This window comes from Trinickia sp. (assembly GCF_051953955.1).
In the GTDB taxonomy this organism is placed as follows: domain Bacteria; phylum Pseudomonadota; class Gammaproteobacteria; order Burkholderiales; family Burkholderiaceae; genus Trinickia.
On sequence record NZ_JBQCIF010000132.1, the window covers coordinates 1 to 24,426 of the forward strand.

Sequence of the window (24,426 nt, forward strand, 5' to 3'; positions counted from 1 at the left end):
AAACGGCAACTGCCGACATTCCAGAAAGGCGAGAGCCCGCCCGACTTCCCGGCAGACAACTTCGAGTGCGATTTCGTCGGCCGCGCGACCGAAGCCAGTTTGACGGAACTGGGAAAACGGCAGCTCGGATTCGATCTCTAGTCCCCGCATACCAGCATGCGGGGGAAAGTGTGCAGGCACTTTGCTTCCTGGGCGTGATAATGAAAAAAGGCCAGCTAAAGCTGACCTTTTTAAATACTTGGTGCCCAGGAGAGGACTCGAACCTCCACGGTGTTGCCACCGCTAGGACCTGAACCTAGTGCGTCTACCAATTCCGCCACCTGGGCTCGCTGCGAAAGCGAAGGCGCTATTGTAGCCAGTCCGGCGCGGCTGTCAACGGCCATCGACAAATAAATTTGCCCGTCGACACTGCCGGCCCTGAGAGGGCGCGATTTCCCTCAACTCCCGATCACCACGAACACCTGCGCAATCGGCGCCTTCGATCCGCCCGGCACCACGGCCCGCAGCGGTTGCCCATACGTCAGCCGAGCATTGACGAACCGCGACCACTGAAACCGCACCCCCATGCCAACGCTCGACAACATCCCCGCCTGCACTTCGCCAGGCTGATCGATCTTGTTCCAAACATGCCCCGCATCGACGAATGCGAACGGCTGGAATGCGGGCCCGTCATCGCCGAAGAACGCGAACGCGGGCGTGCGCAACTCGGTTTGAACGTTCCATCCGCGGTCGCCCTGCACGCTGTAAGGCTCGTACCCACGCAACGTGTCATCGCCACCGAGCCCCATCTCTTCGCTAGGCAACAACGTATTGGGCGTCCATTGAAATCGCCCGCGCGCCGAAAGCATGAAGCCAGCCCCAATCGACAAGCTGCGCTCCCCAAGCAGCTGCAAATACGTGTACCGTGCCGTCGCGCCATTGCGCATGGTTTGAAACGCGGTGTCGTTATTGTCACCGTCGAGACGCCCCGGGCTGCCGATCAACGCGGCATTCGCATGCGTCTGCCCGAGCGCATCGCTCTTGCTCGCGTCGTAGGTCACGAGAAATTGATGCACGTGCGTATTCGCATTGAAAACCTGCACGCCGCCGAACTCCAAGTCGTTATTCGAACGCTTGAAGTCGTAACCGACCTGCACCTGCTGCTGCCATCCATCGACGAACGGCAAATGCCGGTCGTAGCGGAAGCTGAACTGCGAGGATATCCCCGATTGATTGAAGCTGTTGTCCAGTCGTGGCGTGCTCTGTGCAAAGAGGCCGAAGAATTCGACGCGATCGAACCAAGGCAGCGGCGCCGAATAGTTGAACGAGTGCGCCTGAAACCGCGGCCGATTCGGTCGTCCTTCGATCGGCGGATTGCCGCCGAATAAATCGTTGCTGGCCGTGTACTGGTAAGAGATTTCTTGATCGAGGCCGAACAGATTCCCGTAGTCGATGCCCGCGAAGAACCTGTCCCGCCCCAACGAGGCTACGCCTGCGTTGTCATAGCCTGCGGTGACGCGAAGCGGGAGGCGATCGCGCGTCTGCAGAATCACATCCGTCGAATTCGTGGTCTGCCCGGGTGAATACACGACGTCGACGCGCCGATACGGATTGGCGTTCAACAGCGCAAGCCCCGTCGAGACATCGGATTCGCGAATCGCACCGCCGCTCTCCAACGGCATCTCGCGCACGAGTTGCGCTTCGGAGAAATAGCGGTTGCCGCGCGCGGTGACTTTTCCTACGTGGAACTCCGTCACGGCGATGCGAACGACGCCGTTGCTGACATCCTGCTCGGGAACGTAGACGTCGACCAGCGGTTCGCCCTCGGCCCGGAACCGCTCGATCACGGCGCGCCTGATTTCGGCGAGTCGAGCGAACGTCAACGGATGGCCGATGTCGTTCGCGAAGCCGGCGAGGAAAGCGTCGTCGAGCGGGGGCAAATTGATCGCCGCGACCTGCTTGCCCTCCGGCAGGGTTTGGGAACGCACGACGGTATGCCCGTCATCCTTCACGAAAACGAGGCCTCGCAGATCGGCAACCGCCACGCGCTGCGAGCCGCTTTCCGGAGCGCCAGGCGGGGGCGGGGAAGTCGGCCGGCTCGGTGCCGGCGGTGGGGTGGGGGCCACGTCTTTGTACGATTGCGCCGCGGCTGTGGCGCTGATCACGGCCAATGCCGCCCCCGTCCATCTCAGCTTGCCGCCGTATGTCTGCCTCATGCGCATTGGTGCTGCGTCATAGGTTTATCGTCCCCGTATGGTGCGTGGCCCCAATGGCCCGGTGCGCTGCGCTAGGTGCGCTCGATATCCTTGATCTTTCGCGCAGGCACCCCGCCCACGAGCGTGTACGCCGGCACGCTTTTCGTCACCACGGCGCCGGCTGCCACCACGGCCGCTTCATGAATCGTCACGCCCGGCAAGATCGTTGCCCCCGCGCCGATCCAAACCTTGTCTTCCACGCAAATTTCATGATGGTCGAGTCCGCGGCCGACGTTCGGATCGAACACGACGTCATGCGTCGCCGTTTCGAACGAGACGCGAGGGCCGATCTGCACGTCGGCGCCGATCGAGATCCGGCTGTTGCGGCAAGCGAGCCGAGTCTCGGCGTTCAGGTATGCGCGGTCACCGATCGAGATGCCGCGAATCGTCTCTTCGTTCAGGCTCAACTCGACGCTCAACGGCCCGATGATGGTCACGTCTTTGCCGATCGCCATGCCGGCCCTGCGATAAAACGCGGGACGCACGCGATTGAAAGGTCCGTAGGTGGGCATGGCGTTGCCGAGGCTCATGAACACGTGTCGTTTGAATGCCGTCAATAGCTTCATTGTGTGCCTGCTGACCAGCGCATTGCGCTCCGACAGTCGAGCGTAACGCGTTCACGCCCTGCGATCCTCGAGCTGGCGCATTGAGCGGGCGTTTTGTCGCAAATTTCGGCGTTAGCCCGCAGGCGGGGGGGCGACCCGCTCCCTTATTCGCTGGCGCAAAGCCACCGCCGCCAAGCGACTGAAATCGTCATTGATCGGCCAAACTCTGACGCATATGGGGTCGATATCTCTTTTAATGCCCCAATGCACGTCATTCTCTGCGAGACGAAATACTTTCCGAAATTCCTACAAACATGTGCCGGAAATTAGGGCATCCACCTATGTGGTATCGGTAATTGTGCGCCGCCTAACCGTAACAAAAAGATACGAAAATACACACCTCGGCAACTTCGACCGCTTGGCGTTTCCTGCGGCCGTACTGTCGGAAGAATCCTACACATTCTGCTGACGACCTACGTGATGTTCCTCCTAGGCTGATTTCGCCAGTTTGTGCGTTCGCCCATACTTCGCGTCAACCCATTGCAGCCCTGATCCTTCAAGACACGGCGACGCGTCGACGAAGCGGTGAGGCACAGCAGGTCTTCCCGAAAGCGATGCACCAGGCTGCGGCTCGAAGGTTTTGGATTTAGTTAGGACACCTAATCATTTTTCGTTGCTCGCGCATTTATCGGGAAAGGTTGGTTTCGGTTCGTCTTCGTCGAGCCGCTGCCCCGTTCGCCTCGATGGCTCGAGCTGATCTCGCCCGTTAAGAGACCCGCAACATGAAACGACGTCAATTCCTCGGCTGCCTGACGGCAGCGGCAAGCAGCTACGTCCTCGTCGCCTGCGGCGGCGGTGGTGGCGGCTCAGGCGCGGGCAGCGCTTCGAATGCGGCAGGCAGCACCGGCGCAGTGGCGAATGCGAGCACGGCGACGACCTCGACGGCTTCGCCGAACGGCACGACCGTGCCCTCCGCCGCCTCTATCGTGGACAACAGCGCAAACGTTTGGACTCTCGCGAACGGCTACATCTATAAGAACGGCGTGAAAGATCCCGTCTCGTACAACGTCATCATGCTGTTGTGGTACGGCGGCGCTGTCTACCAGGAAAACACGAGCAAGGCGTTCTACAAGTACACGGGCACGACCTGGGTGGCCAGTCTCGATCCGCGCCTGGGCGGCACGTCGGCGGACGGCACGACGATTCCGCCGGCGCCGTACATCATCGACAAGGCCAATAACCAGTGGACGCTGTCGAACGGCTATATCTACAAGAACGGCACGAAGGACCCGTACTCGTACAACGTGAGCCTATTGCTTTGGTACGGCGGCATGATCTATCAGCAAGGCACGGGCGGGCAGTTCTACGTTCTGACGTGGATGAGCACTTGGAAGCCTTGCCGCGATCCGCGCGTGAACTTGGCCGCGACGGCCGGCTCGTTCTACGGCATCAACGGACACTACGATTATCCGTTCACGGCGTCGCAGGTGGTGACGGCGCTGCAAGCGCTCGGCTGCACGACCTATCGCGTGGGCTGCGTCAACACGTCGACGCAAATGAATTCGCTCGTCTCGCTGGCGCGGGCGTTTCAGACCGCGAACATGACGCTGTTCACGCTCATCGACTACGGGCTGCGCGATTCCACGGGCACGCTGTACTCGAGCGAATCGGCCGCCTACAGCGCTGCCTATTCCGGCTCCGCGGCGATTGCGACGGCCCTTGCGCCGTATGGCGTGACGATGTACGAGTGCGGCAACGAACTGACGCGCGATCCGGCGATCATTCTGAACTCCGCGACGGCCGGCACGAGCAATGCCGATTTCAACAACGCGAATTGGCCGATCATGCGCGGCGCGATCCGCGGCATGATCGACGGCATCAAGTCGGTGCAGCCGAACGCGAAGGTGGGCGTGAATTTCTGCGTGGCCGACATCGCGGCATCGGACATGCTCTGGGACGGTTTTCAGCCGGACGGCTCGGGCGGCCACCAGACGGTGCGCTGGGACATCACGACGTGGCACAACTACTCGCCCTACGGCGACATCTTCAACGTCGGCACGGACGGCGCGGGCCCGGGCTTCAACCTGCCGTCGTACTGCAAGGCGCGCTACGGTGTTCCGTTCATGATCACGGAATGGAATCTCGCCCCGGAGCAGAACGAAACGGCCCGCGCGAGCTACGTGACGCAGCAACTCGGCGAGTTCTACGCAGCACGCAAGACGCAAGGCATTCAGTCCGTCATGTACTACGAACTGACGAGCGGCGACTACACCTACGGCATCGTGCTCGACAATCTCACGCCGATCCAGCCGACGTACGGTTCGTTCCAATCGTTCGTGCAGAACCACCCGGATAACTGATCATGCGGGTAGGTACGCGCCGCGGCGTAGCCGGCGGCGTGGGCCGCCGCATGAAGGCCGGGTAGGTGACGCGCACGCGCGAAGCGAGCAGCAGCGAAATGACGAGTGCGATCGGCAGCATGTTCGACGGCGTCGTCAAGCGGTGCTCGGTGGCCGACATCGCCAGCAGGCAGACGGACGCGAGTTCGACGAAGCGGTAGGCGATGAAGTTGCGGCCCTGCTCGCGCATCGACGCTCGCGTGCCTTGCTGGCACCAAGTCACGAGGCGCCAATAGAACGCGAGCATCAGCGTCAAGCCTACGATGCCGAGCTCCGCGAGGATGTTCAGATACGAGTTGTGCGCGTGCGAATCGGTGTGTTCGGCCGTGATGCCGACGGCTCGCCCGAATACGCCGAAGTAGTTGACGACGAGGGAAATCGTATCGTCGAACGAACCGAATCCCATGCCGACGAGCGGGCTCTGGCGGAAGTAGGCGAGGGCACGCGGCCACAGCCACTCGTACCGAATGTCGAGATTGGCCACCTTTTCGTCGGGATTCTCGATGCTGAACTGATAGCCCATGTAATCGGTCGAGCCATGCGTATGGTAGGCCGCGATGAAGAGCGATGCGGCGATCAGGCCGGCGACCATCGTGGCCAGCATCCAGCGTTTGCGGCCGAACACGACGTAGGGCAAGAGCACGAGAATGCCGAACATCGAGCCGCGGCTGTACGTGGAAAACAGCATCATCGCATTGGCCGCCATCAGGGCCAGCATCGAGCGGCTACGCTTCATCGAATAACAGGCGATGCCCAGGCACAGCAGGATGGCCAGGAATCCGCCCGCTGCATTACGCGCGATGAAGTAGCTGCCGAACGTATCGGCAGGGTTGCGGAAGATCGTCAGCACGCCGTTCTGGGCGACATACCACAGATAGAACGGCACGTTGATGAGCACGGCAAAGCAGTAGAAGCGCCGCAGAATCTTATTCAGATCCCAGCGGTGCATATAGACGCAGCCCGCCAAGATCGGCACGTACGAGATGAAGAAATTCCCGTCGTGACGATAAAAGTCGAATTGAAGGAACGAGGCGGGGTTGTAGTACAGCGTCGAAACGAGGGCGAACGCGCCGAACATTACGAGCGGCGTCATGAACGCGGGATAGCGGCGCCCGAAGAATCGCCACCCGCACAGCACGATCGGCACGAAGCCGATCGCGCTGATAGGAACGAAGTTCGTGACGCTGAAGATCAGCGCGATCAGTGAAACGTAAGCCACGTTCGCTCGCCCTCCCGGTTACTTGGTCACGATGGCTGCCGTCAAGCCGGCATTGATCGCAGGCAACAGCAGGCTCAGCACGCGGTTGAAGCGGACGAGCGGGCCATTGTCGACGTAGACGACGTCCTTCGGCCGCAGATCGAATTGATTCGCCAGCAGCATCGAAACGGGCGAGGCCGAATCGAGGTGATATACCTGCGGCTTGCCGTTTTCCTCGCGAATCACATAGAGCTGCCGAGCATTCGAGGTGCTCTGGTTGATGAACCCGGCTTGGCTCAGGGCTTCGCTCAGCGTGAGCTTGCCGTCGGTGGTCGGTGTGGCGGCGATCGGCTTGTTCACTTCGCCCATCACGTAAGCCGTGTTCTCGTCGCGGCCCGTCACGCGCAGCATGTCGCCCGGGGCAAGCATGATGTCCTGCGGATTCTTGCCGTTCTTGATCAGGAGCGTGAGATCGATCGGGTACGACTTCCCGTTGCGCGTGAGCGTCAAATGCGCGCGATCGGCGTTCGACGTGAACCCGCCGGCACGGTTGATCGCCTCCGTCAGCGTCATCGGAATGTCGTTGATCGCCTGTCCGCCCGGGGCGCGCACCTCGCCGTCGACGTACACCTGCGAGGAACGGTACGAGGCCACGCGCACGGTCACCTGCGGCTCGCGGAATTCGCGGCTCAGATCCGAGTGGACTTCACGCTGAACCTGTTCGATCGTTTTCCCGGCTGCGTGAATCGGATGCGAGAGATAGGGGAACGAAAGATTGCCGTTGCCGTCGACCACGAAACCTTGCGCCGGGTCGCCTGGCTTCGCGTTTTGCACTTGCTGGCCGAGTGCGGCGGCGAGTTCGGGGTGATCCCACACGGTGATTTGCAGCACGTCGCCGGGGCCGAGGCGATAAGGGCCCGGCTTCGCGAACAAGTTCAACTCCTTGGCCAGTTCCATCTGGCCCGCACCGCCGTTCAACTGTCGAATCAGATTCAGATCGATCGCTTGGATCGGAATCTGCTCGGCTTGTTGAACGGTGCCGTCAGGCGATGACGAAACGGGAATGGACGGCGGTGTCTCCATATGCTGGCCAGGAACCACGGAGCATGCGGCGAGCAGCGTCGATAGCACGGCGATCGTCATCGTGCTGGTCTTGGCGGCGTAGCCGCGCGTCGAACCCGAGTTCTGGGCAAGCTGTTGTAATGTCGTTTTCATTGTTTGGCACTCCATGCATCAATAAGCGTTCGTGTGGCGCAGGCCCTTGAAGATCGTCGCAAGGATGATCCGCATATCGAGCCGGAACGACCAGTTGCGCAGGTAATAGAGATCGTGGGCGACGCGCTGCTCCATCTTCTCCACACGCTCCGTTTCACCACGAAAGCCGTTCACTTGCGCCCAGCCCGTGATGCCCGGTTTGATGCGATAGCGATGGATGTAGCCCTGAACGATCGGCTGGTAGAGGTTGTCGTGCTCGATTGCATGCGGACGTGGCCCGACGACCGACATCTCGCCGCGCAGCACGTTGATGAACTGAGGGAGCTCATCTAGGCTGGTACGGCGAAGAAAGGCGCCCACGCGGGTCACGCGCGGATCGCCTCGCTTGGCTTGTTCGAGCACGCCGGCTTTCTGCTCGTGCACGCGCATCGAACGGAATTTGTAGATCGTGAAGACGCGGCCGTCCACGCCTTTGCGGCGCTGCCTGAAAAAGACGGGGCCGGGTGAGCTGATCTTGACCGCGATCGCGATCCCGATCATCACGGGTGCCAGCGCGAGCAGGGCGGCAGCCGCGAACAAGCGGTCGAACAGATCCTTCTTGATCAGTGCGCTAGGCGGCACCGGCGAGGCAAGCAAGTTGATCGTCGGCAGACCGAGCAGGCTCGTCACGCTGCCCTCGAACAGCGAAAGCGTGCGCACGTCCGGCATGAAGCGGATATTGACGAGGTCGTTGCGGAATTCGTTGACGAGCTTGAGGATCGCCGCTTCCTCGGTCAGAGGCAGCGCGAGCCAGACCTCGTCGAGCTCGTGCTCGCGCACGAACGAAGCGAACGCGTCGTGGGCTTCGAATACCGGAATTTCCGGATGTGCGATCGGCGCCGCGCCGGGCTTGATGTCATAGATCGCGGTGGCGCGAAAGCCTGTCGTCGGCGAGGTTTCGATCTTGCGGATGATATCGTCGCAATGACTGCCGCAGCCGGCGATGGCCACCTGATGCAAGTTCATGCCGGCCGTGCGCACGCGGCCCAGCAGCGCATGCATCCAGAGGCGCCCGCCGATCATGGCGACGCCCGACAAAACGGTCCAGTAGCCGAACCAAAGGCGCGATACGAGCGTGACCATGTGCAACGAAAACATCAGCGCCATCGCGCCGATCTGCACGAGCGCCCACGCCAGCGCAACTTGCCGGATCAGTGCCCGTTTCGAGCGTCCGCGCCACGATTCGTAGACGCCGAACGAGGGGAACACGAGCAGCGCCAACACGCCGGAAAAGGCGACGAATGCCCAGTACAGGCGGCTGTCGGCAACGCCTTCGAACCGCAACTGCGATGCGATCATGGCGCCGAGCACGATCATGCCGACGTCGAATACGCGCGCCCAAAGATCTTGTAGTCCTCGCATTTCTTCACTCCCAACACCATTGATCGTCGGCTTCGCGCCCTGTCTGCGGGCGATCGGCACGTCGTTGCGCGAACCGGCTCGCGAAGCGGGAATGTCTACTGACTCAACGCATGTTTGCGATAGACGGTGGGTGACACGCCATACCGTTTGCGGAACAGCCGGCCGAGGCGGTCTCCGTTGCCCATGCCGCAGCGGCGCGCGATTTTGTCGACGGGCAGCTTGGTGCCCACGAGCATCGCGCAGATCGCTTCGAATCTGAGCTGCATCAGATACTCGAGCGGCGTGACGCCAAATTCGCTCTTGAAGCGGCGCAGGTAGTTGCGCACGCTCATCGCGGCGACGGCGGCCGCGTCGGAAACGGAAATGTCGCTACCGAAGTTCTCGCGCATCCAGCGCGTCGACTCGTGAATCTTGTCGACGGTGGTGTTCAAGCTCGGCGTTTCGCTGCGCGATTTGACGACTTCGCCCACCGACGGCGGCAGGCTGCTCGCGATTCGCAGCGACATGTCTTCGCCATGATCGGTCGCGATCTGGGTCAACGCCATTTGCGCGGCCTTCTGATTGAGCGCCCAAGCCGGCATCGAGCCGGAACCGATCCAGAAGACGGGCACGCTCGGACGCACGTGCGCGCCGATATCCACGCCGAACGCGGAGGCGGACGGGGGGCGTGTCGCGCTCGCATGCCCCGGCGCGGCGGACCCCGACAGCCAGCGCGCAAGCTGCACGTCGAAGCCCGATGTCACACGAACGTCGTTGCTTGCGACGTATAACGCGTGGAAGTCGCCGACCGAATAGGCGTCGAGCCGCTGCGTCATCACGGCGATGGACGAGGAGCTGGTGACGGGCCCGCCGAGCTTCGACAGCAGCGAGACCCGGTAGGGAGGCTGGCCGCTCGAGAAACGCATCAGTGCGTTGGCCAATTGAAAGACCTCGCTGATCACGCCCGTCGTGAACAGACAGTGACCGTCGAAGATGAGGATCCCGATATGGCGCGCGTCGGCGAGGGACGTCATCTCTCGCCTCATGACGTGCGGTGAAGTAAGTACAGTGGCGTGATCCACGAATCTTTCCTCCGCATGGTGAACACACATAGGGTGTTGCGGTGCATCATCGTAATCATCATGATGCCATGTCGATTTTCGTAGAAAAACCTGGCCGAAATCGCCGTGTATTTGGCGCGTGGGGTCGTGTCTCCAAAAGTTATTCGATGAAGTAATTTTTAAAATTTTGTTATAAATTTTTACAACCGCGCCTTTTTTTTATGCACCCCCTCGGAGCCCCTCGAATGAAGCCGGGGACAGGTCTGGGCGCCTTGTGGGGCCGGGTTCGGTAAAAAATATGGCCTATTAGTCGGAAAGATTGGCGATCCGGATAATTGCATCGGTCTGCCATTTACCGATGTTAAGCCTATGGGCGTTTGTAATGTTTGTCCCGTCTCAACTAAATGCGCCAACAGTCCGGCATTTTGCGACCATCGGTATAACGCTTTCGGTTGTGCCGCTATGCTTCACAGCAACATGAGCCGAAGCGGTCGGTGGGATTGTCGTTTCCGCACGATCTGCCGCGTGGCTCATGCTTTCGGACCCACTAGGAGAACAAGCTGATGAGTACTCCTGTTGAAACAAGGGAGAGACCGCGTGCGAACGGTGCCGCGACACCCGCGGCGCAGCTACGCGCACAGCACGCGCTGGCCGCGCAATCGGCACTGCGTACGCGGGCCGTCGTGCTCGCGGGCGGTTCGGGCACGCGGCTATGGCCGCTCTCGCGCAAGCATTTCCCCAAACAACTCGTCGACGTGCTCGGGGCAGGCTCGTTGCTGCAGATGACGGTCCGGCGGCTGCAGAAACTGGCCGACGTCGAGCTGTCGATCGAGGCGTCGCCGATCATCGTTTGCGGCGCCGAACATCGTGCCATCAGCGCTCAGCAATTGGAGCAGCTCGGCATCGAGGGCAATTTCATCATCGAGCCGAGCGGACGCAACACGGCGCCCGCGCTGTCGCTCGCCGCGCTTCATGCGCTCGAGGACGGCGGGGACGCCGTGCTCGTCGTGATGCCGGCCGATCACATGATCGGCGACGTGGCGGCCTTTCAACGCGCCGTGGCGGTGGCCACGCGTCACGCCGAGCGCGGGGCGATCGTCACGCTGGGGATTCGTCCGACGCGCGCCGAAACGGGCTACGGCTACATCGAGCCCGGCGACGACATCGACGGCACCGCGCGCAAGATCGCGCGCTTCGTGGAGAAACCTCCGATCGAAGCGGCACGTTCTTACCTGGCCTCGGGCAAGCACTTCTGGAACAGCGGCATTTTCGTGCTGCGGGCTAGCGTGTGGCTCGACACCTTGCAGAAAATGCAACCCGAGACCTACTCGGCCTGCTCGGCTGCCTACGAAGCCGGACAGGATAGCGCCACGGGCTACAAGCCGCACGAACAGTTGTTCGCCGACGTGCCGTCGGACTCGATCGACTACGCGGTGATGGAGAACCTCGCGCGCGGCGGCGACGTCGAAGGCGTGATCGTGCCGCTCGAGGCCGAATGGTCCGATCTCGGTTCGTGGGATTCGGTGTGGGATGCCCTCGGTAAAGACGCGGACGGCAACGTGGCGTCGGGCCGGGTGCTGATGGAAGACGCGCATTCGTGCTACGTGCGCGCCGAAAGCAGGCTCGTGTCTTGCGTCGGAGTCTCCGATCTCGTCGTCGTGGAGACGGCGGATGCGGTGCTCGTCGTCGACCGTTCGCGCGTGCAGGACGTCAAGCGCATCGTCGGACGGATCGCGGATCAGCAAGGGCCGGAAGTCGACGCGCACCGCAAGGTGCAGCGGCCATGGGGATGCTACGACTCGATCGACAAGGGCGAGCGCTTCCAGGTCAAGCACATCGTGGTCGAAGCCGGGGCGCAGTTGTCGCTGCAGCTTCACCATCATCGCGCCGAGCATTGGATCGTCGTTCGCGGCACGGCTCTCGTGACGCGCGGCGAAGAGCAATTCCTGCTCGGGGAAAATCAATCGACGTACATTCCGCTCGGTGTGAAGCACCGGCTCGAAAATCCGGGGAAGGTGCCCCTCGAACTGATCGAGGTTCAATCGGGCGCCTACCTGGGCGAGGACGACATCGTCCGATTCGAGGATGTCTACGGACGCGCGACCTGAAGTGCGCGGCTGCTCGGGGCTTCATCCGAGCGGCCGCGGCGCGTTTGCCGGCGGAGCATACGTGGCAACCGTTTTTGAACTCGATCCATGAACGTTTACGACGCTGCGTTGGAGCATGTCCGAAATTCGATCGGAACGGCGGAGGTGTTGGGGCTGAAGTCCTGCGCCGTCCTCGTTTCCGATCTCAAGCTCCTGCTCGAGATGCTGGAGGACGCCTTGCGCGACCAGCAGGGCGGTACGCAACAGAAGGCGCAATAACGGCGGACGCGATCTAAGCAACGCTACATTTTCGAGGACGACGCCCGTGAATGATTTGGCTCTCAATTCTCTTTACGTGCAGACAAGCGGCGAACGCAGCCAAATGTCCGCACGCGACATGCTAAGGCTGCTGCGCGACCACATCTTCGAGGTGCTGGGCATCGCGCTGGCAGTGACTGCGCTCGCGCTCGCCTACGTGTTCATCGCGACGCCCATCTACGAAGCCGACGTACTCGTGCGCGTGGATCAGCCCGAGCCCAATGCGCTTGGGCTTTCCACGCTCAATGGGCAGCAAGGGCAGCAATACGCGCCGCCGGCCCCATCGCCGTCCGCCGAGATGGCCGTGATGCAAAGCCGATCGGTGCTCGAACCGATCATCGAAAAATACCGCTTCGACGTGACGATCACGCCGAAGACGATGCCGGTGATCGGCTACATCGCGAACAAGTTCGCGACGCCCGGAGAGCCGTCGCGCGCGTGGTTCGGCATGAGTTCGTATGCCTGGGGCGGAGAGCAGGTGCACATCGGCCAGATGACGGTGCCGCATTCGCTCGAGGAACGCGATTTGACGCTGATCGCGCAAGAGGGCGGCCGCTATGAACTGCGCGGCCCGGACGGCACGATCCTGACCGGAAAGGTGGGCGAGCTCGCGCGCTCGAGCAATGGTGTGTCGATGCTCGTCACGCAGCTCGTGGCGCGGCCCGGCACGCAGTTCGGCGTGAAGCACTGGGCGATGCTCGATGCGATCAAGCGCTTCAGCAACAACCTGAAGGTCAGCGACAAGGTCAAGGACACGGGACTGGTCCAGATCGCGTATACGGATTCTCATCCGGGCATGGCCGCCGACGTGGCCAACGCGATTTCCGAGCAATACATGGCGACGGCCGTGGCGGCGAAGCAGCGCAACGATACCGCGACGCTGGCGTTCATCAACCACGAACTGCCGCGTCTGCACGCCGAACTCGAAAAAGCCGAGCAAGCGCAGTCCGCCTATCAAACGAACGCGCAATCGATGCAGCCGACGACCGAAGCGCAGGCCTACCTGCAAGGCGGCATCGATTTCGATCGGCGCATCGCGGATTTGCAGATTCAGCGGACCCAGTTGCTCGACAAATACACGCCCGACAGCCGTTGGGTGCGCAACATCGATCAGCAGTTGAGCCAGTTGCAGGCGCAGAAGGATCAGTTCAATGCGCGCTTCACCGCGATGCCGGCGTCGGAGCGCAAGAACGCCGATCTCGCGCGCAATGCGAAAGTCGCCGAGCAGGTCTATCTCGGCATGACGCAAAAGGCGGAAGAGTTGTCCGTGCGCCGTGCGAGCACGACGGGCGGCGCCCATATCGTGGACGCGGCGGAAGTCCCGTTCAAGCCCGTCAAGCCCGAGCCGCTGATCATTTTGCCAGGCGGCGCCGCGCTCGGTCTGTTGCTCGGCGTGACCTCGGTCTTCGTGCGCCGGCACGTGATGGCGGGCGTGACCGATCCGCTGTTCGTCGAAGCTCGCCTCGGCGTGCCGCTGATGGGCGAGGTGTTCTACAGCCAGCAGCAAGTGCGGTTGGACCAGGAGATCGGTGCGCTTCAGCGGCGTTCGCTCGCTTCGCGCAGCAGCCCGTCCAAAGCGGGGCCTCCCGCGCGCTTGCCGCAGCGCCAGGAACCGAGCGACGGCCGCATCGCCGCGGCCGGGGCAGGCGTTTCGAAGGTGCTGGCCGACCGCTATCCGGACGACCCCACGATCGAGGCGCTGCGCAGCGTGCGCACGGCGCTTTCGCTCGACTTGGCCCACGCGCCGAACAACATCGTCATGATGGCGGGGCCGACGCCGTCGGCCGGCAAGAGCTTCGTCGCGGCGAACATGGCCGTGCTGCATGCGGAGGTCGGTGCGCGGGTGCTGCTGATCGATGCGGACATGCGCAACGGTCACCTGGCGTACTTCTTCGGCCAGCCCAATCGCGGCGGCCTGTCGGAAGTGCTCAAGGGCGCGATGCGGCCGCACGAGGCACTGCGGCGCACGAGCGTGGAAGGGCTGACGCTGATGTCGTGCGGCAGCCGCATCACGAATCCGGCTGCCTTGCTGATGCGCCAGAATTTCCGCGACATCTTGCAGCAGTTCTCGCACGAATACGACCTCGTCATCGTCGATACGCCGCCGTTCCTCGTCGTGACGGACGCGGCAATCATCGCGGGCGACGCCGGCGCGACGGTGTTGGTGCTGCGCTCCGGCATGCAAAGCGAAGAGGAAATCGCCGAGACCGTCAGAAAGCTCGAGCGCTCGGAAGCGCGCGTGTCGGGCGCGGTGTTCAACGCCATTCCGCCGAGCCGCAGCCATCGCTACTACGGCTACTACGGGTCGGGCGACGATACCGAGCCCGTTTTCGACGCGACGGCATGAGCCTAGCTGCGGCCGCGCGCGACGCGCGGCCGCACGGTTCTCGCGCAGCCCTGTCCCGTTTCTTCTCGCTTTTTCAATTCAGGAGAACTATGCATCTCGTGGTCAACGGGAAGTTCACCGCGCAGCGCCTCACGGGCGTCCAGAGGGTCGCCTACGAATTGATGCGCGCCGTGCGCTCCGTTAAGGCATCGGCGGACGAGATCGAAATAGCCGTACCCCCCAACGCGGTTGCGTCGGCCTCGCCGATCGATCGGCAACGACAGGTGCCTTGGCTCAAAGGCGATCTGTGGGAACAAATCGCATTGCCGCTCGCCACGCGCGGCGAGTTGCTGCTCAGCTTGTGCAACAGCGGACCCGTATTCAAGCGGCGCCACGTCGTCATGGTGCACGACATGGCCGTCTACGACACGCCTCACACGTTCTCTTGGACGTTTCGGACGTGGTATCGCGTCAAGTTCGCGATGCTGATGCGCCATGCGCCGATTTTGCTGACGGTGTCGGCATTCTCCAAAGCACGCATCTGCGCCCTGCTCGGCGTCGACGAATCGCGCGTGCGCGTCGTGCGTCCGGCCGTCGATCATTTTGGCCGCGTCGCATCGGAACCGGCAATCATCGAGCGGTTGTCGCTCGCCGGCATCAAGTACTGCGTGATCGTCGGCAGTCTCGATCCGCGCAAGAACCTCGCGCGGGTGCTTGCCGCCGTCGAGCGCCTCGGCCATCTGCGCGACGTGAAGTTCGTCGTGGTGGGCGGCGCCAATTCGCGCGTGTTCGCCTCGTCGGGATCCAACGAGCGCGCCGCGGCGGCGCCGCGCTCGAACGCGCAGATCGTGCGAGCCGGCTATGTGTCGGACGGCGAGTTGAAAGCGCTTTACGAGCACGCGGCTTGCCTCGCGTTTCCTTCGTTATACGAAGGATTCGGATTGCCGCCGCTCGAAGCCATGTTCTGCGGTTGCCCGGCCATCGTCTCCCGGCATCCCGCGTTGGCCGAGGCATGCGGCGACGCGGCGATGTCGTGCGACGCAGAGTCGGTCGAGGACATTGCCGAAAAGATCGAACGGATGTTGACCGACGATGCGTTGCGTGAAAGCTACCGCCAAAAGGGTTGGCAGCATGCGCACGCGCACGGGTGGGACAAATCGGCGCGCGAATTGATGAAGATCTTGAGAGGCGAAAGCTACGAAGCCGAATCGGCATTTGCCGTGCGGTCGGCCGCATAGCCCGTGAGCGGGACAGAGGACGCATCGGATGACGGATCAGTTCGAATTCTCCCATCGCCGTCGCGCCTTGTTGGTTGCGATGGCGGCTGCGGGCGCGGCGTCGAGCGTCGGGGCATCCGCGGCTTCGATGCGACGCGTGGCGAGCGCGCCGGGTGGCGGCACGCGGCGGATCAGTCAGCTGATCGGGGCCAACGGCTGGCCCGTGACGCCGGCCGACATCGATATGTGGAAGGCGATGGGCATCACGTGGGGCCGCGACTCCGTCGGACCCGGGCAGCGCCATTCGCCCGAAGACCCCGTCGAAGTCGACAAGACGGGGGCCGCGTTCGACCACGATCTGCCGCCCGCCATCTTGCAGAACGATCGCAACGGGATTCATTCGCTGCTCTTGCTCGGCTATACGCCGAAATGGAACGCGAGCGTGCCGGGCGATAGCCGCTCTGCACCGAAGGACGACAGCGTGTGGACGCGCTACGTCGAGACGGTCGTGCGCACCTATGTCGCACCGCCTTACAACGTGCGCCATTTTCAGATCTGGAACGAGGCGGCCGGGCCGCTCTCGGGCGGCGCCGCGCAGGCGACGTTCTGGCACGGCGGCAAGCATCTCGCCGTGCAGCGCGCGCAGCACGCGCAGGTGACGCCGTACGACCGGGCCATGCAAGACTACGTCGAACTCGTGCACGTGCCGGCCGCGCGCATCGTGCGCAAGTATGGCGGCTATGTCGTCTACGGCGGCTGGCCCGATCAGGGCGGGCTCGAAACCTACATGAAGTGGCTCGAGTACCGCAGCCCGGTCGCGAAAGCCCGCATGATCGATTGGGTCGATTATCTCGACACGCATTACCTCGGCGTCGACGCGTTGACGCCGCTTTACGAGCGCTATGTCACGAACGGTCCCGCGCGCGGCGTGTGGCAGACGGAGATCGGCGATCGTTACATGATGGATCCGCATTATTTGCCGATGTATTTTTTTAAATTTGCGGTTTGGGCACTCGATCATAATTGGGACGACCCCGACAAATATGTGTCGATGATCTATCACTGGGACGGGTTCGAGCCATATCGCCTCACGCATCGCGGCAATCCGCGGACTTACAACGTATCGGGCAGATCGCTCATCGTGCTGAACCAGACCGTCGGCGGTGCGCTGGCCCCCTTCGAGGGGCACGTCGCCTTCGATAGAAACGCGTCGGGCCTGGCGCTGCGCTCGGGCAGCGACGTCGTCATTCAAGTGCGGGCGAGCCCGGGACGGAAAACGGTGAGAGTCGATGGCTGGCAGGGCAGTCATTCAGGTGTGCGCATGATCGATGCATTGACGGGCGAAGCGGCCGATGCAGCGGCCCTTTCGGCGCGTGTGGACGGCAGTAGCGTCTCGATCGATCTTGACGTCCCCGAAGACGTGAACGGAGGAGGGGCGGCACCCGTGCATCTGGCCTATCTCGTCGTATCATCGCGCGCCTGAATGCCGACGGGCGCATGAGAACGGAGACGATGACTCGAGAGTCATCAAGGAGGATCGACGTGAACGAGCTCGAAACAGGACGGCGTCCGCATGCCGGCGATGGCCGGGGCGCCCAGGGCGGTGCGGCGATGGCGGCCGCTGCGGCGGCGCACGGCGCGTCGTTGGATTTGGGTGAATCCGCGTTCGGCGGCGCCATCAGGACGGCATGGCACGGCGCCAAGCAGATGATTCCCGACTCCGCGTTCATCATGCTTCAGCATCGCCGGCTGATCGGACGATGGCCCAATTTGCGCCGGCCCACGGCCTACAACGAATCGATTCTCCTGCGGAGCCTGCATCCGGATCCGCGGTGGGTGAAGTTGACGGACAAGCTGACCGTGCGTGACTACGTGCGCGAAAAAATCGGCGAGCGGCATTTGATTCCGCTCGTCGCGGTGCCGGCTGAATTCACGCGCGAAGTATTCGACGCGTTGCCTGCATCGTTCGTGATGAAGGCAAACCATGGATGTTCGTTCGTCAAGATCGTGCGCGACAAATCGACGACGTCGTTCGAAGCATTGCGCGCACTCGCGAATCGATGGCTTTCGATCGACTTTTCCCGCTACTCGCGCGAGAGACATTATCGCTTCATCGCGCCCAAGCTTTACTTCGAGCAGTTGCTGGTCGACGAATCGGGCAAGATTCCGGCGGACCTGAAGCTGCACATGTTCGGCGGCCGCCCGCAAGGACCGCGCATACAAACGATGGTCATTGCAGACCGCTTCGGCGATGCGCGCGGCGACCTCTACGACGAGCATTGGCAGCGAATGGACGTGAGGTTCGGCCCCTATCGGCCGAGCGATGTGCCCGTCGCGCGCCCCAAGAACTGGAACGAGATCGAGCGGATTGCCGTGCGTCTCGCCGAGGACTTCGATTTCGTGCGCGTCGATCTGTATTCGATGGGCGACGAAGTGTATTTCGGCGAATTGACCTTTACGCCGGGCGCGGGCCTCATGCGCTTCACGCCCGACAGTCACGACTACGACTGGGGTGAAATGTTGAGGGCGTCCGCCGAGGGTTTCGAACGCATGCGGCGTGCAGCTTGCTTGCCATGATTCGAGCGACCTAATCGGTCAAGACCTCGGGATTTTCAGCCCGGTTTGCCTGTCCCTATTTATTGTTGGTTACTCTGCGATGCAACACAAAGGCTGCCGAAAGACCCACTTGGCCAGGGCAGGGAGCGAGGCGGAGACTGCCGACGATTGAATTTTTTAGGGCTGCTCCGCGCGTACCCTAGTCACCGATTGCCAAGAGGAGAAGCGTCCCGATGAAGTCCGTCACGATCGCGATCTGCAACTACAACTACGAGCGATTCCTTGCCGAGGCCATCGATTCCGCGCTCTCGCAGGATTATCCTGCGACCGAAGTTCTCGTCGTCGACGATGGCTCGACCGATGGATCGCGCAAAATCATCGAAGGCTATGGCACGCGCATTCGCGCCGTGATGAAGGAAAACGGCGGGCAGGTCTCGGCCTACAACCGTGCCTTGGACGAGATCGACAGCGAATACGTGATTTTGCTCGATGCCGACGATTTGCTGTACCCGAACGCCGTTACGGAAGTCATGCGGCGGTTCAATTCGGGCGACTATGCGAAGGTGCAGTTCCCGCTGGACGTCATTTCGCTAGACGGGACGGCGACGGGTGTGACGGTGCCGCATTCCGGGGCACCGGCCGATTGTGGCACGCTGCTGCGTCAAGGATGGCTATATCCTTCCCCGCCGGCGTCGGGCAACGCGTACCGTTCGAGCGCGCTGAGACGGTTCTTTCCGATTCCCGAAACGTCGGAGGGCCGCTACGGTGCGGACTTTTTTACGATCTACGGCGCCGCGCTGGTCGGGCAGGTCGCTTCGATCGAGCACGCGTTGGGCGCATACCGCGTACATAAATCGGCACGCGAGGACGTGTCGTTTGCCAATTCGGAAAAAAACAGCAAGGCGCCGAAGGCCTACGCGGCACGTTGGGGCGCGCTGCGCTACCTGGCAAAGCATCGGCTCAATGTCGAGCTGCCGGAAACATTTCATGATTTCTCGCACGAGAAAGCCATTTTTTGCAGCGAGGTGTATGGGGCTCCGCTGATCGATAGATGGCGCTGGTTCGCGTTCGATTCGCGCAACTACCTGCACTCGATCGTGGCAAACCCATTTTGGGGCGTCACGAAAAAAGTCGGCACGATCGGCCTGACATGCCTGTGCCTCTTTCCGTACGCACCGCTTTCGAACTACGCGGTGCGCTTCATTTCCAATCCGCTGGCGCGCCGCAGCGCCGCTCACTGAACAGCCGCGCTCGAACGACGAGCGCGAGGTGGGCAGGCTGGCATGGCGCGCGCCTCGCTCGAAGGCGGCGGCCGATGAAATATTGCTATGGACAAGAAAGAAAACACGCGCGTACTCGTTTTCGTGTACGTCGGCTACATCATGAGGTACTTGTACCTCCTGGTGGTCATCCCGTTCTATGGGCGTGTGCTCGGCGTGACCGAGTACGGCCGCGTGCTCGCGGCCATGTCGCTGATGAACGTCATCTGGATGCTCGTGAGCTTCGGCTTCACGTTCGTCGGCATGCGCGACGCGTCGAAGGCGCATGAAAAGCACGAGCACAACCAGATATTTTCGCTACACGTCAGTGCGCGCATCGCAATGGGGTGCCTGTTCGGCGTCGTGGGCGTCGTTGCGACGTTTTGCTCACCCGTCCTTTCGCAGCGTCCGCTGATCGGCATTTGCGCGACGCTGCTCGGCGTGATCAACGGATGCAACGTCAGTTGGCTGTTTCAAGGACGGCAGCACTTCCGGACACCGATCATCCTCGAAGTGATCGGCTTCGTGATGAGCCTCGTGCTCGTGCTGTCGCTGGTGCATGCACCGGCCGATTCGACGATGGTGCTCGTGAGCCTGCTCGTGGCCGGCGTTGCGACGACGGCGATCGCCTACCAGATGACGGTGAAGGACCTCGGCTGGCCGCGGCTGCGCTTGCGCGGCATCGCGGCGCTCATGCGCGATTCGACGATGTTGTTTCTCTATTCGACGGGCTCCGTCGTGCTGACGTCGGCATCGACCTATCTGCTGACGCTGCTTTCGACGCCGACGGAAGTCGGTTATTACGGCGCCGCGGAACGCTTTGCCTCGATCGGCCTGAGTCTCATGGGGCCCGCTTCGCAAGTATTCATTCCGACGATCTCGCGGCAACTCGCGCAAAACGACCATCACGGCGCACGCGTGACGACGCGGCGCGGCGCCACCTTGCTGCTCGGATACGGCTTTCTTGCGCTGGGCGGAGCACTGGTGCTCTCGCCGTTCGTCCTGCCGTTGATTCTCGGGCAAGCGTTCAAGCCAAGCGCGCACGTTCTGCAAACGTTCGCCTGGATGTTCCCGTTCTCGGCGTTCAACCAGTTCGTCGGGTTCTACATTCTGCTGCCACGCAAGAAGGATCGCCTCATGGCGGTTGCGGGCCTCATGTCCGCGTCGGCCAATCTCACGTCGGCGCTTTTGCTCGCGCCGCACTACGGCGCCGTCGGGATGGCGCTGGCACGGGTCATCGGCGAAGGGACCCTGTCGCTCACGCTGCTCGTCTTCGCCTGGCGCACGGGCCTGCTCGGCGCGATTTTCGGGCGGGCGGTGCCGGGGGAGGAGCCGAAGCGCAAGCCGGTGCCCGGTTCCGCACGTGAGGATAGGGCGGCGGCGTGAGGCGCCCTTTCCGCAGCCACGCGCCCCTGCCGTATCGACTGACCCCCTCGACCTTCGGTCCAGCCTACGGCTAATCGCCGGCTGGCGCCCATCAAGCCATTGCGCGCAAGCCTCGCGCGCTCGACTCCATTCCATTCGACGGTGATCGCGCTCGGCGGCGGCCCGATAGCCGTCGGCGTCGATTCGGCCTACCATGGCTCAATTCGGTCCTCGACTGAGACCGGGAGCACGTCGATCAACATGGAACCTTGGAGCGAGACAACCATGGCAAAGGCATTTGCATCGCAGGCCGATCTCGAACAAAAGAAAATCACGTTCACGCAGCTTTCGGAGAACGCTTATGCGTATACAGCCGAAGGCGATCCCAATTCGGGTGTCGTGATCGGCGACGATAGCGTGCTGATCGTCGATACGACGGCGACGCCCGCGATGGCGCAAGACTTGATCGCCAAGATCCGTTCGATCACCGACAAGCCGATCAAGCACGTCGTGCTGTCGCACTACCATGCCGTGCGCGTGCTCGGCGCATCGGCGTACTTTGCCGAGGGCGCGCAGAACGTCATCGCGAGCCGCGGCACGTACGAGATGATCGTCGAGCGCGGCCAAGCCGACATGAAATCGGAAATCGAGCGCTTTCCGCGCTTGTTCGCGGGCGTGGAGACCGTGCCGGGGCTCACGTGGCCGACGCTCGTGTTCGAGCGCGAGATCACGCTTCATCTCGGCAAGCTCGAGGTCAAGGTCATGCATTTGGGCGCGGGCCATACGAAAGGCGACACGATCGTTTGGCTGCCGTCGCAGAAGGTGCTGTTTTCCGGGGATTTGGTCGAATACGACGCCGCGTGCTACTGCGGCGATGCGCAGCTCGAAGCGTGGCCCTCCACGCTCGACGCGCTCGAGGCACTGGGTGCCGACAAACTCGTGCCCGGGCGCGGCCCCGCGCTCGTCGGGCCAGAACAGGTGAAGGCGGGCATCGGTTATACGCGCGATTTCGTCACGACGCTGCTCGATAGAGGCCGCGAAGCCGTGGCACGCGGGCTCGATCTGAAAGGCGCGATGGCACTCACGCGCGAGGCGATGGACCCGAAGTTCGGCCAGGTGTTCATTTATGAGCACTGCCTGCCGTTCGACGTCACACGGGCCTACGACGAAGCGAGCGGCATCGTGCACCCGCGCATCTGGACGGCCGAGCGCGACCGCGAAATGTGGGCCGCGTTGCAGGAATGAGCGGGGCGACGAGCGGTGACGAGCGGTGCGAGGGAAGACAGCGGGGAGACCGAGCATGACGATCGATTACCAGCGGTTGCGATTCGACTATCGCCCTGCCGCGGAACAGGCGGCCGGTGCGGCGATGCGAGTCCATCCCGTGGTCGTCGTCGGCGCAGGCCCCGTGGGGCTCGCGACGGCGATCGATTTGGCGCAGCGCGGGATCGACGTCGTGCTCGTCGACGATGACGACAGCCTCTCGTCGGGCTCGCGCGCCATTTGCTTTTCGAAGCGCTCGCTCGATATCTTCGATCGGCTCGGATGCGGTGAGGCGATGGTCGAGAAGGGCGTGCGATGGCATGTCGGCAAGGTGTTCCTCAAGGACGAACTCGTCTATTCGTTCGATCTGCTGCCCGAAAGCGGCCATTGCCGGCCTGCGTTCATCAATCTGCAGCAGTACTACGTGGAAGGCTTTTTGATCGAGCGTGCGCGGCAACTGCGGAACCTCGACATTCGCTGGAAGAACAAGGTCGTCGGTATCGAACGTGACGACGACGCGAGCGACGGCATGGCGAGCGTTACGCTCGCGATCGAGACGCCCGACGGCGAATATGCCCTGCAGGCACGCTACGTGGTGGCGGCCGATGGCTCGCGCAGCCCGTTGCGGCGGCTGCTCGGACTCGAAAGTCACGGCCGCACGTTCAAGGATCGTTTTTTGATCGCCGACATCAAAATGGAGGCCGATTTTCCGACGGAGCGCTGGTTCTGGTTCGATCCGCCGTTTCATCCGAATCAGTCGGTCCTATTGCATCGACAGCCCGACAACGTTTGGCGCATCGATTTCCAACTGGGCTGGGATGCCGATCCCGTGCTCGAGAAAACGCCCGAGCGCGTCATCCCGCGCGTGCGTGCGTTGCTCGGCCCCGACGTGGCATTCGAAATCGAGTGGGTCAGTGTCTATACGTTCTCGTGCCTGCGCATGGACAGCTTTCGCCACGGCAACGTTTTGTTCGCTGGCGATGCCGCGCATGGCGTCTCGCCGTTCGGCGCGCGCGGTGCGAACAGCGGCGTTCAGGATGCGGAGAATCTCGCCTGGAAGCTCGAGATGGTGTTGGCGGGCCGCGCGCCCGACCGCTTGCTCGACAGCTATGCGCGCGAGCGTGAATACGCGGCGGACGAGAACATCCTCAACTCGACACGTTCGACCGATTTCATCACCCCGAAAAGCGCGGTGAGCCGCGTCTTTCGCGATGCCGTGCTGACTCTCGCACGGCGTTATGATTTTGCGCGGCGGCTCGTCAACAGCGGCCGGCTTTCGGTGCCGGCCATTCTGCGCGACTCGACGCTGAATACGCCCGATCGCGACCGGTTCGACGGCGGCCTCGTGCCCGGTGCGGCCTGCGTCGATGCCCCCGTGCTGCGGGACGGCGAGCCCGACTGGCTGCTTGCGCATCTCGGCGGGCGGTTCACGGTGCTGTCGTTCGCCGCGGCAAGCGGGATCGACCCGAACGAGCGAGCGGCGATCGACCGCGCGCGCTCGATGGGCGTGCCGATCGACGTCGTCGTCATCGAGCCGCACGCGTCGTTGGAGGCGTCTCGGGCGCCGCGGGGGCTCGCGCTAGCCGACGGTGTGGCGGCGATCGGCGGGAAACGGTTGATCGACGCGGAGGGACGCGTCGCCGAGCGTTACGATGCGTTGCCGGGCACGGCATACCTGCTGCGTCCGGATCAACATGTTTGCGCGCGTTGGCGGCGGACGCAGCCGGCGGACATCGCGGATGCGCTTGCACGCGCATTGGGGAGATCGGCATGACACTGAATCTGCGGCCCAATCTCGCACGGCCGGACGATTTTTATGAAGCGCTGATCGACATGCATCGCGACCTCAGCGATGCGCAGAGCCAAAGCGCCAACGCGCAACTGATCTTGTTGCTGGCCAATCACATCGGCGATCACGCGACGCTCCTCGAGGCGATGCGCATCGCGCGTGAAGGGGTGGTCGGCCCCGGATCGGCCCCATAAGCATCCCTTAAGGCAGCGCA

19 protein-coding genes and 1 tRNA gene are annotated in these 24,426 nt (G+C 62.6%); 13 read left to right on the forward strand and 7 right to left on the reverse strand.

Annotation, left to right across the window (positions count from 1 at the left end):
- A partial coding sequence (locus ACTHNZ_RS24700; protein WP_440545288.1) for a YbiU family protein occupies positions 1-141 on the forward strand: 141 nt, incomplete at its 5' end.
- 98 nt (positions 142-239) lie between these two features.
- On the opposite strand, the gene ACTHNZ_RS24705 is transcribed toward ACTHNZ_RS24700, so the two are convergent.
- From ACTHNZ_RS24705 to ACTHNZ_RS24715, 3 genes are all read right to left on the reverse strand, one after another.
- Positions 240-326: transfer RNA gene (locus ACTHNZ_RS24705), tRNA-Leu, on the reverse strand.
- A 111-nt stretch (positions 327-437) separates the two neighbouring features.
- Positions 438-2,195, reverse strand: coding sequence for a ShlB/FhaC/HecB family hemolysin secretion/activation protein (locus tag ACTHNZ_RS24710; RefSeq protein WP_440545223.1), 1,758 nt, complete (start codon positions 2,193-2,195; stop codon positions 438-440).
- Between the two features lie 71 nt (positions 2,196-2,266).
- The gene (locus ACTHNZ_RS24715) at positions 2,267-2,800 is read right to left on the reverse strand and encodes an acyltransferase (RefSeq protein WP_440545224.1); all 534 of its coding nucleotides are present in this window, start codon (positions 2,798-2,800) and stop codon (positions 2,267-2,269) included.
- 761 nt (positions 2,801-3,561) lie between these two features.
- Between ACTHNZ_RS24715 and ACTHNZ_RS24720 the strand changes: the two genes are divergently transcribed.
- Positions 3,562-5,139: a hypothetical protein gene (locus ACTHNZ_RS24720; RefSeq protein ID WP_440545225.1), complete on the forward strand. Its 1,578-nt coding sequence runs from the start codon at positions 3,562-3,564 to the stop codon at positions 5,137-5,139.
- Here the strand turns inward: ACTHNZ_RS24720 and ACTHNZ_RS24725 are convergent.
- From ACTHNZ_RS24725 to ACTHNZ_RS24740, 4 genes are all read right to left on the reverse strand, one after another.
- The gene (locus ACTHNZ_RS24725) at positions 5,075-6,397 is read right to left on the reverse strand and encodes an O-antigen ligase family protein (RefSeq protein ID WP_440545226.1); all 1,323 of its coding nucleotides are present in this window, start codon (positions 6,395-6,397) and stop codon (positions 5,075-5,077) included. The two genes, ACTHNZ_RS24720 and ACTHNZ_RS24725, sit on opposite strands and share 65 nt — an antisense overlap.
- An 18-nt stretch (positions 6,398-6,415) precedes the next feature.
- On the reverse strand, positions 6,416-7,591 hold the full coding sequence (locus tag ACTHNZ_RS24730; protein WP_440545227.1) for a polysaccharide biosynthesis/export family protein: 1,176 nt from the start codon (positions 7,589-7,591) through the stop codon (positions 6,416-6,418).
- A gap of 18 nt (positions 7,592-7,609) precedes the next feature.
- Positions 7,610-8,992, reverse strand: coding sequence for an undecaprenyl-phosphate glucose phosphotransferase (locus tag ACTHNZ_RS24735; RefSeq protein ID WP_440545228.1), 1,383 nt, complete (start codon positions 8,990-8,992; stop codon positions 7,610-7,612).
- Positions 8,993-9,087: 95 nt separating this feature from the next.
- Positions 9,088-10,005, reverse strand: a complete 918-nt coding sequence (locus tag ACTHNZ_RS24740; protein ID WP_440545229.1) for a helix-turn-helix domain-containing protein — start codon at positions 10,003-10,005, stop codon at positions 9,088-9,090.
- A gap of 590 nt (positions 10,006-10,595) precedes the next feature.
- Here ACTHNZ_RS24740 and ACTHNZ_RS24745 point away from each other — a divergent pair.
- The 11 genes from ACTHNZ_RS24745 to ACTHNZ_RS24795 all read left to right on the forward strand — a co-directional run bounded on the left by ACTHNZ_RS24745 (position 10,596) and on the right by ACTHNZ_RS24795 (position 24,406).
- Positions 10,596-12,140: a mannose-1-phosphate guanylyltransferase/mannose-6-phosphate isomerase gene (locus ACTHNZ_RS24745; protein ID WP_440545230.1), complete on the forward strand. Its 1,545-nt coding sequence runs from the start codon at positions 10,596-10,598 to the stop codon at positions 12,138-12,140.
- 87 nt (positions 12,141-12,227) lie between these two features.
- The gene (locus ACTHNZ_RS24750; protein ID WP_440545231.1) at positions 12,228-12,398 is read left to right on the forward strand and encodes a hypothetical protein; all 171 of its coding nucleotides are present in this window, start codon (positions 12,228-12,230) and stop codon (positions 12,396-12,398) included.
- A 103-nt stretch (positions 12,399-12,501) separates the two neighbouring features.
- Positions 12,502-14,784, forward strand: coding sequence for a polysaccharide biosynthesis tyrosine autokinase (locus ACTHNZ_RS24755; protein WP_440545232.1), 2,283 nt, complete (start codon positions 12,502-12,504; stop codon positions 14,782-14,784).
- Positions 14,785-14,873: 89 nt separating this feature from the next.
- The gene (locus ACTHNZ_RS24760) at positions 14,874-16,001 is read left to right on the forward strand and encodes a glycosyltransferase family 4 protein (protein WP_440545233.1); all 1,128 of its coding nucleotides are present in this window, start codon (positions 14,874-14,876) and stop codon (positions 15,999-16,001) included.
- 28 nt (positions 16,002-16,029) lie between these two features.
- Entirely contained in the window at positions 16,030-17,463 is a 1,434-nt protein-coding gene (locus tag ACTHNZ_RS24765) for a hypothetical protein (RefSeq protein WP_440545234.1), read from the forward strand.
- A gap of 59 nt (positions 17,464-17,522) precedes the next feature.
- Entirely contained in the window at positions 17,523-18,557 is a 1,035-nt protein-coding gene (locus ACTHNZ_RS24770) for an ATP-grasp fold amidoligase family protein (protein ID WP_440545235.1), read from the forward strand.
- 212 nt (positions 18,558-18,769) lie between these two features.
- A complete protein-coding gene (locus ACTHNZ_RS24775) occupies positions 18,770-19,777 on the forward strand; it encodes a glycosyltransferase family 2 protein (RefSeq protein WP_440545236.1) in 1,008 nt (335 codons plus the stop codon).
- An 87-nt stretch (positions 19,778-19,864) separates the two neighbouring features.
- Positions 19,865-21,181: a lipopolysaccharide biosynthesis protein gene (locus ACTHNZ_RS24780; RefSeq protein WP_440545237.1), complete on the forward strand. Its 1,317-nt coding sequence runs from the start codon at positions 19,865-19,867 to the stop codon at positions 21,179-21,181.
- 264 nt (positions 21,182-21,445) lie between these two features.
- Positions 21,446-22,405, forward strand: coding sequence for an MBL fold metallo-hydrolase (locus tag ACTHNZ_RS24785; RefSeq protein ID WP_440545238.1), 960 nt, complete (start codon positions 21,446-21,448; stop codon positions 22,403-22,405).
- 55 nt (positions 22,406-22,460) lie between these two features.
- Positions 22,461-24,197: an FAD-dependent oxidoreductase gene (locus ACTHNZ_RS24790; protein WP_440545239.1), complete on the forward strand. Its 1,737-nt coding sequence runs from the start codon at positions 22,461-22,463 to the stop codon at positions 24,195-24,197.
- Positions 24,194-24,406 (forward strand): DUF2783 domain-containing protein, encoded by a 213-nt coding sequence (locus ACTHNZ_RS24795; RefSeq protein ID WP_440545240.1) that lies wholly within the window; start codon positions 24,194-24,196, stop codon positions 24,404-24,406. The genes ACTHNZ_RS24790 and ACTHNZ_RS24795 overlap by 4 nt, the downstream gene beginning before the upstream one ends.
- Positions 24,407-24,426: the final 20 nt, after the last annotated feature.